At 68.9% G+C, this 13,754-nt stretch carries 10 protein-coding genes; all 10 read left to right on the top strand.

Translation table 11 applies throughout. The features are described 5' to 3' along the window. The first annotated feature begins 20 nt into the window (after window positions 1-20). The 10 genes from Q0654_RS04850 to Q0654_RS04805 all read left to right on the top strand — a co-directional run bounded on the left by Q0654_RS04850 (window position 21) and on the right by Q0654_RS04805 (window position 13,539). Entirely contained in the window at window positions 21-932 is a 912-nt protein-coding gene (locus Q0654_RS04850) for a recombination-associated protein RdgC (RefSeq protein WP_298851040.1), read from the top strand. 257 nt (window positions 933-1,189) lie between these two features. Further along, window positions 1,190-1,969, top strand: a complete 780-nt coding sequence (locus Q0654_RS04845; protein ID WP_298851038.1) for a SprT family zinc-dependent metalloprotease — start codon at window positions 1,190-1,192, stop codon at window positions 1,967-1,969. Window positions 1,970-2,416: 447 nt separating this feature from the next. Beyond that, window positions 2,417-4,555 carry a TonB-dependent receptor gene (locus Q0654_RS04840; RefSeq protein WP_298851036.1) on the top strand — a complete coding sequence of 713 codons (2,139 nt, stop codon included), beginning with the start codon at window positions 2,417-2,419 and terminating at the stop codon, window positions 4,553-4,555. A gap of 8 nt (window positions 4,556-4,563) precedes the next feature. Next, the gene (locus tag Q0654_RS04835) at window positions 4,564-5,187 is read left to right on the top strand and encodes a PepSY-associated TM helix domain-containing protein (RefSeq protein WP_298851035.1); all 624 of its coding nucleotides are present in this window, start codon (window positions 4,564-4,566) and stop codon (window positions 5,185-5,187) included. Window positions 5,188-5,204: 17 nt separating this feature from the next. Further along, window positions 5,205-5,741, top strand: a complete 537-nt coding sequence (locus Q0654_RS04830) for a DUF2271 domain-containing protein (protein WP_298851034.1) — start codon at window positions 5,205-5,207, stop codon at window positions 5,739-5,741. A 60-nt stretch (window positions 5,742-5,801) separates the two neighbouring features. After that, entirely contained in the window at window positions 5,802-6,608 is an 807-nt protein-coding gene (locus Q0654_RS04825; protein ID WP_298851033.1) for a DUF4198 domain-containing protein, read from the top strand. Window positions 6,609-6,634: 26 nt separating this feature from the next. Continuing rightward, on the top strand, window positions 6,635-7,696 hold the full coding sequence (locus Q0654_RS04820) for an FAD:protein FMN transferase (RefSeq protein ID WP_298851032.1): 1,062 nt from the start codon (window positions 6,635-6,637) through the stop codon (window positions 7,694-7,696). Beyond that, entirely contained in the window at window positions 7,693-9,912 is a 2,220-nt protein-coding gene (locus Q0654_RS04815) for a sulfite reductase flavoprotein subunit alpha (protein WP_298851030.1), read from the top strand. Before Q0654_RS04820 ends, Q0654_RS04815 begins: the two co-directional genes overlap by 4 nt. 417 nt (window positions 9,913-10,329) lie before the next feature. Further along, entirely contained in the window at window positions 10,330-11,718 is a 1,389-nt protein-coding gene (locus Q0654_RS04810; RefSeq protein WP_298851028.1) for an MFS transporter, read from the top strand. A 75-nt stretch (window positions 11,719-11,793) separates the two neighbouring features. Beyond that, window positions 11,794-13,539, top strand: coding sequence for an alpha-amylase family glycosyl hydrolase (locus Q0654_RS04805; protein ID WP_298851027.1), 1,746 nt, complete (start codon window positions 11,794-11,796; stop codon window positions 13,537-13,539). Window positions 13,540-13,754: the final 215 nt, after the last annotated feature.

Raw genomic sequence — 13,754 nt, 5'->3', positions numbered from 1 at the left:
GAGCCTAAACAGGACACCTAATGTTCTTCCGCAACCTGACCCTGTTCCGCTACCCCACCTCGATCAACGACAGTTTCGAGGACCTCGACGACAAGCTCGCCGAGCACGTGTTGAAGCCCGTCGGCCCGCTGGAACTGTCCTCGCGCGGCTTCGTCTCGCCGCTGGGCCGCGGCGAGCAGGCGCTGTCGCATCGCGTCGCCGAGGCCCTGCTGCTGACGCTCGGCAGCGAGGACAAGCTGCTGCCCGGCTCGGTGGTCAATGCCGTGCTGTCGGAGAAACTGGACCACATCCGCGAGAGCGAAGGCCGCAACCCCGGCGGCCGCGAGCGCAAGCGCATCAAGGACGAAGTGCTGACCGACCTGCTGCCGCGGGCGTTCTCGCGCCCCTCGCGCTGCTCGGGATATCTCGACCTGGGCCTGGGCTGGTGCGTGATCGATACCAGCAGCCGCAAGAACGCCGAGACCTTTGTCACCGCGATCCGCGAGGCCCTGGGCAGTTTCCCGGCGGTGCCGGTGAATGCCGAGACCAGCCCGCGCGCGCTGATGACCGCCTGGATCGACGGTGAGCCCCTGCCTGAAGGTTTCGTGCTCGGCGACGAGTGCGAGTTGCGCGACCCGGTCGACTCAGGCGCCATCATCAAGTGCCGTCGCCAGGAGCTCAGCGCCGAGGAAGTCCGCGAGCACCTGAAGTGCGGCAAGCAGGCGTTCCAGGTCGCCCTGGTCTTCGAGGAGCGCATCAGCTTCGTGCTCGGCGAGGATCTGGTGATCCGCAAGCTGAAGTTCCTCGAAGCGGCCACCGAAGCCCTGGAGCAGGGCGAGCGCGACACCCAGCGCGACGAGATCGACGCGATATTCGCGCTGATGAGCGGCGAGCTGCGCGTGCTGCTCAAGCGGCTGGAAGAGATCCTCGGCCTCAGCCGCGCCGAGGCGTAGCCCGGACATTCCATGAGGTCGCGAAAAGCCGCTCCCGTTGTCGTTCCTGTATTCGCGAGTCAGGGTCAACACTGGCGCGGTGGCGAGTGCATCGCGGCGGCTTTTCGCTGGCACGGCCCTCGCTTGTTCTTTGCGGCGATCGCCGCGTTGCTCCTCGCCCCAGTGGGGCCCGCCACTGGGGGGCGTCGCGCCTTGCGCTCGCCGCAAAGTCCGGCGCGATCGTCCGCGCCCCCTCATGGCATGGCCGGGCTCAGCTCATGAGCCGCCTGCTGCGCTCCGAGCGGCGGCTGCGCCTGCCCGACGGCAGCGAGGCGGGCATCGTCGAGGTGCGTGACGCGCGGGCGCGGCGCCTGAAGCTGATGGTGTCCGAGCGCGGCCCGCGCCTCACCGTGCCGCGCGGTGTGGGCGAGATCGAGATCCGCCAGTTCCTGGAGCAGCACCGCGGTTGGCTGGCCCAGCAGCTGCGTGCGCTGGCGGTGCCTTCGGCCTTGCCGGGGCAGGACAACGAGGCCGCGCCGACGTCCGATCCCGCCCGCCCGGATCATCTGCTGCTGCGCGGCGCGCAGCTGCCGATCCAGCGCGTCGAGTCGCGGCGGCTTGCCGCGCTGCCGTCCGCCAGCCACATCGAACTGCACCTGCCGCCGCGCTACACGCCGCTGCAGCTGCAGCGGGTCATGGCGGATTTCCTGCTGGCCGAAGCGCGGCGCGACCTCGGCCACTGGCTGCCGCAGTACCTGCCGACCCTGCCTGCCGCGCCGCGCAGCATCCGCCTGCGTCCGCTGTCCAGCCTGTGGGGCTCGCTCAACGCCGCCGGTGCGGTCTCGCTCGACCTCGCCCTGGTGCAGGCGCCGCCGCGGGTGTTCGAGTACGTGCTGGTGCACGAGCTCTGCCACCTGCTGCAGCGCAATCACTCGCCGGCCTACTGGGCCGAAGTGCGCGCTCGCATGCCCGACCACCTGCAGCAGCGCGCCTGGCTGAAGCAGCACGGGCTGGGGCTGAAGGCGCGGCTGCGGCAGCTGCTGGCGATCGAGGCCTGAGCGTGTGCTCCGGCGCTGGCGCCGGAGCGCGGGATTCGGGATTCGGGATTCAGGATTGGGTGCGAAGCGATGCGCACGCGCACGCGCACGCGCGGCTGCGGCGCGCATTGCCGAACGTCCGAGCGCTCTGCGCTGCACTCCTGGGCGCGGCGACCATCAGAGATGGCCACGATTTGGTTGCCCAAATCGCATAGGGCTTTAGCCCAGACGCCCCTTCTTGGACCCACCTGAGGACACCCAGCCCTCACCCCAACCCCTCTCCCGAGGGGAGAGGGGCTCGAAGCCCGGCGGCTCGCCGCTGCGTGGAGCGCGAGCCCGCTGCTAATCCCCAATCCCAGCTCTTCACTATTGCGACGCGTTCGCATTTGCAATAAGCTCTCTACGACTTCTTGACACCCGTCCAGCCGACGCCAGACCGGGTTTTCCAGCTTCCCCAGGAGAACCAATGTGAGTCTGCGTTCGACGGTGCCTGCGCGCGCCACGCTGTCGCTTTGCCTTGTTTCCGCCCTGGCGGCCACGCCCGCCGCCCGCGCCGAGGCCTCGGCGACTGCCGCTGCCGCCGAGCGGCTCGACCAGATCGTGGTCACCGCCTCGGGCTTCGCGCAGATGATCCGCGAGGCCCCGGCCAGCATCAGCGTGATCACCCGTGAAGAACTCGAACTGCAGAACTTCCACGGCCTGGCCGAGGCGCTGTCGGACGTGCAGGGCATCGACATCGGCGACGCCTGGGACAAGACCGGCGCGCCGGCGATCAGCATCCGCGGCATGCCGTCGGACTACACCCTGATCCTGATCGACGGCCGTCGCCAGAACGCCGCCGGCAATGTCACCCCCAACGGCTTCGGCGGCACCGCCAACAACTTCATTCCGCCGCTGTCCGCCATCGAGCGCATCGAGGTGATCCGCGGCCCGATGTCGACTCTGTACGGCTCGGATGCCATGGGCGGCGTGGTCAACATCATCACCCGCAAGGTGGCCGAGAGCTGGCGCGGCTCGCTGGGCCTCGACACCGCGCAGCAGGACGACAGCCGCTTCGGCAACACCCACTCGGGCAACTTCTACGCGACCGGTCCTCTGTCGCGCGAGACCCTGGGCCTCGCGGTGTGGGGCGGCTTCTTCGAGCGCGGCGAGGCCGACATCCGCTACCAGAACCTGGCCGGCACCGAGGTCGTGCCGTGGATGGGCGCCAACCCGGTGGCCTATGACAACTTCAACCTCGGCACGCGGCTGTCGCTGACGCCGGCCGAGAACCACGAACTCTGGTTTGAGGCCAGCCGCAACCGCCAGCGTTACGACAACAGCACGGGGCAGGTAGGCACGCTGGGCACCGGTGGTTACGGCCCGGAACAGCGCTACCACCGCGACCAGGCGACCCTGGCCTGGTCGGCGCGCCTCGGCTTCGGTGCGCTCGACACCACCCTCATGCAGAACACCACCGAGACGATCGGTCGCCTGATTCCGCCGGGCGTGGCCGGCGCCGGTACGCCGCGCAAGCTCGAAGCGCAGAACCAGGTGCTCGACGCCAAGCTCGTCACCGACTTCGAGCGCCACATGCTCAGCGTCGGCGGCCAATGGTGGGAGGCCGAGATGGTCGACGGCGTGGTCAGCGAGGCCTTCGACTTCCGCCAGTGGGCGCTGTTCGCCGAGGACGAGTGGAGCCTGCGCGATGACCTCAAGCTGACGCTGGGCGCGCGCCGCGACGACCACAGCACCTTCGGCGGCCAGACCAGCCCGCGAGCCTATCTGGTGTTCAACGCCAACGAGAACTGGGTGTTCAAGGGCGGCATCAGTCGTGGCTTCAAGACGCCGCGGGTGGAGCAGCTGACGCCGGGCATCAACGGTTTCGGCGGCCAGGGCCGCATCCCGCTGATCGGCACGCCCGGCCTCAAGCCCGAGACAAGCACCAATGCCGAGCTGGGCGTCCAATACGGCCGCGGCGATGACCTCAACATCGCCTTCAGCCTGTTCAACAACGAATTCAAGGACAAGATCGCCAGCGGCGTGCCGGTGCCGAACTGCAGCTTCGCGGCCTCGCCCAACCGTCCGGGTTGTGTGGATGTGGGCACCTGGCCGAGCATCGACACCTTTGGTCAGAGCGTGAACATCGATGAGGCCGTGACCCGCGGCTACGAGTTCTCGGCCAGCCTGCCGCTGATCCCGGCCTGGACGCTCAAGACCAACTACACCCACACCGACAGCGAGCAGAAGAGCGGTGCTGCCGCCGGCCAGCCGCTGACCAACACGCCGAAACACATGTTGAACGCGGCGCTCGAATGGCAGGCCAGCGCGGACTTCCGCCTGTTCCTGCGCAGCCAGTACCGCAGTGCGCGCTACCGCGGTGCCGGCCTGGCCCAGGACCAGCTGGGCGACTACAAGCCCTACACCGTGCACCACGTCGGCGGCAGCTGGCGCATCAACGAGCAGGTGTCCCTGAACGCCGTGCTTTACAACCTGTTCGACAAGAGCTTCATCGACTACGTCCCCTACGTCAGCAACCTCGGCACCGGCGCGATCAGCTACGCCAACACCCACATCAACAGTGAAGACGGCCGCCGGCTGTGGGTCTCGCTGAACGTGGACTTCTGACGGCGGGCATGCAGACCGTGCAGGCACAGCGAGGCTGGTGGTTGAAGCAGCTGCATCTCTGGCACTGGGTCAGCTCAGCCCTGTGTCTGGTGGCGATGCTGCTGTTCGCCATCACCGGCATCACGCTCAACCACGCCGGTCGCATCGAAGCGCGGCCGCGCGTGGAGCTGCGACTCGCCCAGTTGCCTGCGCCGCTGCTTGTTGAGCTGCAGGCGCGCGTCGAGGACGCCGACACCGCGCCCTTGCCGCCCGATGCCAACGCCTGGCTGCGCGCCGAACTCGATCTGCGCGTGGAAGCGATCGAGGCCGAATGGTCGCCGGAGGAAATCTACCTCTCGCTGCCGCGGCCGGGCGGCGATGCCTGGCTCAGCCTCGATCTGGAATCGGGCGAGGTGAAGCACGAGCGCACCGATCGCGGCTGGATCGCTTGGCTCAACGACCTGCACAAGGGCCGCCACACCGGTCCGGTGTGGTCCTGGTTCATCGATCTGTTTGCGGTGGCCTGCGTGGTGTTCTGCCTCACCGGTCTGGTGCTGCTGCAGATGCATGCGCGCCAGCGCCCCGGAACCTGGCCGGTGGTGGGCTTGGGCTTCGTGCTGCCCCTGCTGATCTCCCTGCTGTTTATCCATTGACCCGTCTGGAATCGCCGATGACTGACTCCCCGAAGTTCTTCGCCACCTGTCTCGTCGGCGCGCTGCTGGCGCTGGCGCCGCTCGCCGCCGTCCGTGCAGCCGAGCTGTCGATCGAGGTCGAGATCCCGCGCCTCGATGTCGCCGAGTACCACCGGCCCTATGTTGCCGCCTGGCTCGAATCGCCCGATGGCCAGGTCGCCGCCCAGCTGTCGGTCTGGTACGACATCGGCATGCGCGACAACGAAGGCACGAAGTGGCTGAAGGATCTGCGCCAGTGGTGGCGCCGCGGTGGCCGTGATCTCGACATGCCCGTGGACGGCCTGAGCGCGGCCACGCGCCCGGTCGGTCGCCATCCGCTGAAGTTCGATTCGACCCAGCCGCCGCTGGCCGGCCTCGCCGCCGGTGACTACCGGTTGATGGTGGAAGCCTCGCGCGAGGTCGGCGGCCGCGAGCTGCTGCAGATCGACTTCCAGTGGCCGCCGACGCAGGCCGTGGAACTGAGTGCCAACGGCGAGCGCGAGCTCGGCGCGCTCAGCCTGAAGCTGAAGCCCTGATCGAAATCCCGCATGCGCGGTGACGCGCAGCACCATCCTGACACCCGGAGAAGAAGTCCCATGCGCACCGCACTTCGCTACGCCGCACTCGCCCTGATCGCCGCCCTGCCGCTGTCCGCGCAGGCGCACAAGACCTGGCTGCTGCCCTCCGACACCGTGCTGTCCAGCGAGACCGCCTGGATCACCGTCGATGCGGCCGTCTCCAACGATCTGTACTACTTCAACCATGTGTCGCTGCGGCTGGACGCGCTGAATGTCGCCGCGCCCGACGGCAGCGCGGTGAGCCCGCAGAACGCGCACACCGGCCGCCTGCGCAGCGTCTTCGACCTGGAGCTGACGGCCCCCGGCACCTACCGCATCGCGCTCGCCAACAGCGGGCTGTTCGCGAGCTGGGAGGAGGGCGGTGAGCCCAAGCGCTGGCGCGGTCGCGCCGAGGACTTCGCTGCACAGGTGCCGCCCGGCGCCGACAAGCTGCAGGTCACCCAGGCGCAGAACCGCATCGAAACCTTCGTGACTTTGGGCAGGCCCAGCCGCGAGAACATCGCGCCCGCGCCGCAAGGCTTGAGCCTGGAATTCGTCGGTCATCCGAACGATCTGATGGTCGGCGACACCGCCGAGTTCCGCCTGCTTCTCGACGGCGCGCCCGCGGCCGGCGTCGATGTCGAGATGGTCAACGGCGGCACCCGCTACCGCGACGCCCAGCAGGAGATCAAGCTGCGCACCGGCGAGAATGGCGCCTTCGCGGTGACCTGGCCCAGCGCCGGCATGTACTGGCTGGAGGCCAGCGTGAGCGACGACAAGGCGACCATCGCACCGGCCACCCAGCGTCGCGCCAGCTATGTGGCGACGCTGGAAGTGCTGCCCTGAGATTCGGACGAGGAGACGAGCAGGCGATGCGCGGCGAGCAGCGAAGCGAGGCAGGCGGACACTCGGCCATTGCCGCGCGTCATGCGGCGATCCATGCCCGTTCCGCGCTGCTGTTCCTGTGCGTTCTGCTCGTCCTGTCCGGCTGCGCCCGCCCGCCCGAGCCCCTGCGACTGGAAGGCCAGTCCATGGGCACCGGCTGGTCGGTGCTGATCGGCGACGCCGGTGCCGACGAGACGCGCGCGCGGCCGCTGATCGAGGCCGAGCTGCAGCAGGTGGTGGCGCAGATGAGCACCTGGGAGCCGGATTCGGATCTCTCGCGCTTCAACGCCGCGGCCGCGGGCACGCAGCACCCTGTGCCGGCGCAGCTGCAGGCGGTGCTGAAGGCCGCACTGGCATTGGCCGAGGACAGCGGCGGCGCCTTTGATCCGACCGTCGGCCCGCTGGTCGAGCTCTGGGGCTTCGGCCCGGGCCGCCCGCGCCAGGCCGCGCCTGCGCCCGCCGAGATTGAAGCCCTGCGCAGCCGCATCGGCTGGCCGCGCGTGCAGTTCGAAGGCGGGGGCCTGATCCAGCCGGGCGGCCTGTCCCTCGACTTGTCGGCCATCGCCAAGGGCCACGCCGTGGATCGCATCGCCGAGGCCCTGCGTGCGGCGGGCTATGTGGATCTGCTGATCGAGGTTGGCGGCGAGCTGCGCGCCCACGGCCAGCATCCGAATGGTCGACCCTGGCGCGTCGGTCTGGAGGGGCCGAGCGTGGAGGGCGCTGCCACCGGCATCGTGCTCAGCGATCAGGCCGTTGCCACCTCCGGCGACTACCGCCAGTTCTTCGAACAGGACGGACGCCGCTACTCGCACATGATCGATCCGCGCTCGGGCCAGCCGATCGCGCAGGCCGGTATCGCCGTCAGCGTGGTGCACGCGAGCTGCATGCAGGCCGATGGCCTGGCCACCACGCTGTCGGTGCTGGGGCCGGAGCAGGGCTTCGAGTGGGCCAGCGAGCGCGGCATTGCCGCCCGCTTCGTGTATCGCGCGGACGACGCATGGCAAGAGCGCCGCACGCCCGCCTTCGAAGCGCTGCAGGTCGTCGAGTGAGCCGGCTGCGACCGCTCTGGTGGCTGGCCCTGCTCGCGCTCGCCGCTTTACCCCTGCTATGGGCGCGCTGGCCTGCCGACGCAGCGCCGGCGGCCAGCACAGGCGCGCGGCCGCTGTCGGTCGAGCGCCTGATCGAGAGCTGGCGAGTCGCCGACGCCTCGACTGCGCGCGCCGACGCTCGGCATGTGCATGCGGGCCGCGCGCTCGACGCTCCCTCGACCCCTCCGATGGGCGCGCACGACCGCGGCGCGACCGGATTCAAGGCAGCCGTACCCACGCCCATCGCCTCGAATCGTCGTCCCCGCGAAGGCGGGGGCCCAGACAGCGCTGCGCCGACACAGCCCTCAGCCCATGAGGCGCACGCGCCCTCCGTCCGCGTTCTGTATGCCCGCGCCGGCGATGCCACGCGCGATGCCGAGGTCCGCTTCGAGCGTGAGGGTGTCCGCCTGCTGCAGCGTCTGGACGCCTTCAGTGGTGATTCGATCGGCCCACCAGAGCCGCTGCCCGCGCCAACGCGGATCCCACCTGAAGTCATGGCCGCGTTCGGCGGCTGCGCCTGGATCCTGCTGGCCGCCCCCTGGCTGCGCCGCCGCCTGCGCCCGACTGCGGGCCCATCGGCGAACGGTCGCGCGAGTGAGGCGTGGTGGGTGGTGCACGCCAGCCAGACCGGGCAGGCCCAGCAGCTCGCTGAACACACCGCAGTCCGTCTGCGCGCGCTCGGCGCCGAGGCCAGACTGCTTTCCATCGCCGAGCTGGACGCCGCCGGCCTGCACGCCGCGCGTCGCCTGCTGCTGGTCGCCAGCACCACGGGAGAAGGCGATGCCCCCGATACCGCCGCGGCCTTTGTGCGCCGATTGATGTCGCAGACGCCGGCGCTGCCCGATCTGCGCTTCGCCGTGCTCGCCCTGGGCGACCGCAGCTACCGCGACTACTGCGCCTTCGGGCGCGCGCTGGATGTCTGGCTGCAGCGCTGCGCGGCGCGTCCGCTCTTCGATCGCATCGAAGTCGACGACGGCGATCCGCAGGCGATCGAGGCCTGGCTGCAAGGGGTCGAGAGCGTGGCGAGGAGCGCGCTGGCCGCGGCAGCGGATGCGGTCCTGCTTGAGGCGTCATCGAGGCCGGCGCACCTCAGCGTCGGCGCAGGCCAGGGCGGGACAGCTGCCACACCATCAGTGTTGGCTCCGCTCGCCGTAGCGGGCGACAGCATGCCCGGCGTCACCCGGCAGGCGCGATCCTGGCAGCGCTGGCGCCTCCACTCGCGCAGTCGCCTGAATCCGCACAGCCTCTCACCAACCCTGTGGGAGATCGAGCTTGTACCGCTCGACGCGACGCATAGCTGGGAGCCCGGCGATGTGGCCGTGCTGCAGCCGCTGAATCCGCCCGCGGCAGTGCAGGCCTGGATCGCGGCACAGGGCCTCGATGGCGCCGAGCCGGTCGACGTCCAGGGCCGGCAGATGCTGCTGGGTGAAGCGCTGCGCGAGCGCGCGCTGGACGCGCTGCCGATGGCGGACCGCCCTGTTGCCGATGGCCACGCCCACGCGCCTGACGGTGTGCAGGCGCTCGAAGTGGAAACGATCGAGCGGATCGACCTCGACCTGCTCGAAAGGCTGCCGCGCCTGCCGCCTCGCGAGTACTCGATCGCCAGCACGCCAGCCAGCGGCCGCCTGCGCCTGATCGTGCGCCGGCAGAACCACGCCGACGGTCGACCCGGGCTCGGCTCTGGCACCCTGCTGGACAGCCCGATCGGCAGCGAACTCTCGCTGCGCGTGCGCAACAACCCCGCCTTCCGCCCGCCGCCGCCCGAGGCACCGCTGATCCTGATCGGCGCCGGCAGCGGACTCGCCGGTCTGCTCGGCCTGCTCGATGCGCGCATCGAACAGGGCCTGCACGCGAACTGGCTGCTGTTCGGTGAGCGTGATCCCAAGCTCGACCGCGTGCTGGCCGATGAACTGCAGTCTCATCTCGACGCCGGGCGCCTGCAGCACCTCGACCTGTGCTTCTCGCGCGATCCCCACGCGCCGGCCTACGTGCAGGACGCGCTGCGCGCACAGGCCACCCGATTGCAGGACTGGCTGGCCCGCGGCGCGCACCTGCGCGTCTGCGGCAGCCGCCGAGGGATGGGCGAGGGCGTGCACGCCTGTCTGATCGAGTTGCTGGGCGAAGGCGCAGTCGATGTGCTGCTGGCCGAGGGGCGGTATCGGCGGGAGGTGTTTTGACGGCCGGGATTCGGGATTGGGGAGTCGGGATTCGTGGGTCGAACCGCATCGACTGCATCATTGCAGCGCTGCGAACCGCGCCCATTGCCGGGAGCTCAATGACCCGCACTTGCGAATCCCGAATCCCGACTCCCCAATCCCGTTCACGCCGCGCAGCGGCGTGAATACGTATGCACCCCCGGGTTGGCGCCAGCCCAGCGGCTAAGCTGTCGACCGGTCGCGGCGGCCTGCTGTCGCGGCCTGGAAGGCAGCTCCCGGGGAGGGCGGGGCGCACGCGGCGCGTTCAAGAACGCTGCGGCGGCCCGGACGGGTGAACGCGAAGCGCACGTGGGTGCGCGTCGACGTGCGGCATCCCCTGGACTGCGTCTCGCCCGGGCCTGCGTGCCCTGGCACCGACCGTCGCAGCGAGGGAGCGAGATGTCGAACCGCAACACGCCGAAGCTGGGCTTCTGGCAAATCTGGAACATGTGCTTCGGCTTCCTGGGCATCCAGTTCGGATTCGCCCTGCAGGGCGGCAGCATGTCGCGCATCTTCCAGACGCTGGGCGCCGAGAAGGATGCGCTGCCCCTGCTGTGGATCGCGGCGCCGCTGACCGGCCTGATCGTGCAGCCGATCATCGGCTATCTCTCGGATCGGACCTGGCATCCCATTCTTGGCCGGCGCCGGCCCTACTTCGTGATCGGCGCGGTGCTGGCCTCGATCGCGCTGCTCGCCATGCCGCATTCGCCGACGCTGTGGATGGCGGTGGGCCTGCTGTGGGTACTGGATGCCTCGATCAACATCAGCATGGAGCCCTTCCGCGCGCTGGTCGCCGACAAGCTGCCGGAGGAGCAGCGTTCCTATGGCTTCGTGGTGCAGACGCTGATCATCGGTATCGGCACCTGGGTGGCCAGCAACCTGCCCTGGTTCGTGAGCTGGCTGGGCGTGTCCAACGAGGCCGGCCCCGGCGTGGTGCCGCCCTCGGTGCAGATCGCCTTCGCCATCGGCGCCTTCGTGTTTCTCGCCAGCATCCTGGTGACCGTGTTCACCACGACCGAAGAGCCGCCCGAGGACATGCAGCGCTTCCTGCAGGAGCGTCGCGAGGGCAATTTCTTCGTCAACATCGCGCGCGACATCCTGCAGATGCCCGGGCAGATGCTGAAGATCGGCATCGTCCAGTTCTTCAGCTGGCTGTCCTTCTTCACCATGTGGAGCATGGCCACGCCGGCGCTGACTGGCCATGTGTTCAAGGCCCCGGCGCCCGACCCCAGTGCGTTCGACATGTCAGTGCCGGCGCAGGCGCAAGCGTTCACCGAAGCCAATGCGGCCTTCCAGAATGCGGCGGATCTGGTCGGCGCCTATATGGGCTACTACGGCCTGTCCTCGATGGCGGTGGCGCTGCTGCTGGCCTTCTACGCCTCGCGCTTCGTGCTGAACCGTCGGCTGGTGCACTTCGTGTCGCTGCTGCTGGGCGGCGTGGGCTTCCTGTCGATGGCCGTGGTGTCCCAGCCGGCCTGGCTGATCGGCAGCTTCGCCCTGGTGGGTGTGGCCTGGGCCAGCATCCTGTCGATGCCGTATGCGCTGCTGTCCAGCGTGGTCGAGGCGAAGAAGATGGGCGTGTACATGGGCATCTTCAACATGTTCATCGTGATCCCGCAAATCGTCGCCGCCACCCTGCTGGGGCTTGTGCTGCGGACGTTCTTCGGTGGTGAGCCGATCTATGCGCTGATCATCGCCGGCGGCAGCCTGGTCGTCGGCGCGCTGTGTCTCGCCTTCGTCCGCGAGCCGCGCTCCTCGCCTGCCGCTGCGATGGCGGCCGCCCATTGAGGCCTCGGGCCACAGCCCCGAACAAACCTTACGTGAGTATCCAACCGGCGCCGTGCGCCCACCCTGGAGTCGCCCATGCAGATCCGTCCGCTCGTCCTCGCCCTCTCGGCCACCCTGCTGGCCGCCTGCGGCAGTGAAGCCCCTGCGCCTGAAGCTGCAGCCCCCGCGGCCCCTGCTGTTGCGCCGGTCGACCGCTTCGTCGGCACCACCGAGCCCTTCGCCTCAGAAGCGGTCTATTTCGTGGTCACCGACCGCTTCGTCAACGGCGATCCGTCGAACGATCACCGCGACCAGGGCGGCGCGAACCGTACCTTCGACATCCCGCTGAAGTGGGACGATGGCCGCACCGACAACGTCGGCTACCTTGGCGGCGACTTCAAGGGCCTGCTCGACCACGCGGGCTACATCCGCGAGATGGGCTTCTCGGCGCTGTGGATCACGCCGATCGTCGACAACCCCGATGAAGCCTTCACCGGCGGCGATCCGATCACCCAGACCAGCTTTCTGACCGACCGCGGCAAGTCGGGCTACCACGGCTACTGGGCCAAGAACTTCTACACCCTGGACGAGCACCTGCCGAGCGAGGGTTTGGACTTCCGTGCGTTCACCGCAGCGATGCAGAACGCCGGGCTCAAGATCGTGCTCGACATCGTCGCCAACCACGGTTCGCCGGGCTGGTCGATGCCGGTCGACCAGAAGGAATTCGGTCGCCTCTACGACGCCAGCGGGAACCTCATCGCCGACCACGGCAACCTGCCGCCGGAGCAGCTCGATCCGGCCAACAACCCGCTGCACGTCTTCTACAACGTCAAGCCCGATCTGGCCCAGCTGTCGGACTTCAACGAAGACAACCCGGCGGTGATGGACCACCTGGTCGGCGCCTACCTGCAGTGGATCGAGCAGGGCGCCTACGCCTTCCGCGTCGACACCGTGCGCCATGTGAAGCCGGAGTTCTGGCGCCTGTTCGCCGAGCGCATCCGTGCCAAGCATCCGGGCTTCTTCATGTTCGGCGAGGTGTTCGACTACGAAGCCGCGAAGACGGCGATCTACACGCATCCCGAGAACGGCGGCATGAGCGTGCTCGACTTCGCGCTGAAGAAGGCCTTGCTGGAAGTCTTCGAGAACGAGGGTTCGGACTTCGCCACGCTGGCGCCGGCGCTGTATCTGAAGGACGGCCCGTACGCGAACCCCTACGAGCTGATGACCTTCTACGACAACCACGACATGGCGCGGATGAACGCCAGCGATGCCGGCTTCATCAACGCCCACCACTGGCTGTTCACCGCGCGCGGCATTCCGGTCATCTACTACGGCTCGGAGATCGGCTTCGAGCGCGGCGCGGTCGAGCACAACGGCAACCGCAACTACTTCGGCGTCGAGGGCATCGAAGCCGCGCGCACCCACCCCATCCGCCAGGGCCTGATCCGAGTCGCCCAGCTGCGCGCTCGCTTGCCGGCGCTGCAGCGCGGCCTGCAGTTCAATCTCAAGCTCGAAGGCGACGAGGCCGCGTTCTACCGCGTGCTGCAGACCGACGACACGCACCAGACCGCGCTGGTGCTGCTCAACAAGTCGGCCGAGCCGCGCGCGATCGCGCTGGGCCAGCACCTGCAGCCGGGTGAGTGGAAAGATGCCGAGAGTGGCGAAGTCATCAAGCTCGGCAGCGAGGCGCGCATCGAGGTGCCGGCCAACGGCCTGCGCGTGCTGCTGTGGGAGGCGCCGTTGACCGATGCCGCTCTGCTGGAGGCGCTGCGCGCGCAGGCGGGAGTTGCTCCCCTCTCCCTTGGGAGAGGGGCTGGGGGTGAGGGCGGGGTGTTGGACTGACCCACTGACGGCCAAGCATCGCTCTTGAAGTCGCATTGAGCGGTTGAGCTTCGCCCCGCCCTCACCCCAAGCCATGCCTTCGCTTCGCTCGGGCTCTCGGGGGGCATCGGCTGCCACCGGCAGCCGATCAACGCCCCGAACCGCTCCACGGGGAGAGGGGCTTTCAGCACGTAGCCCGCTGGCTACTGGTCATCGGCTGGAGCGTTGCGATGCTG

This window comes from uncultured Aquimonas sp., from assembly GCF_937888285.1.
Taxonomy (GTDB): Bacteria; Pseudomonadota; Gammaproteobacteria; order Xanthomonadales; family Xanthomonadaceae; genus Aquimonas.
Note: the sequence above shows the minus strand (reverse complement) of the source record. Positions and strands in the feature narration are given on the sequence as shown.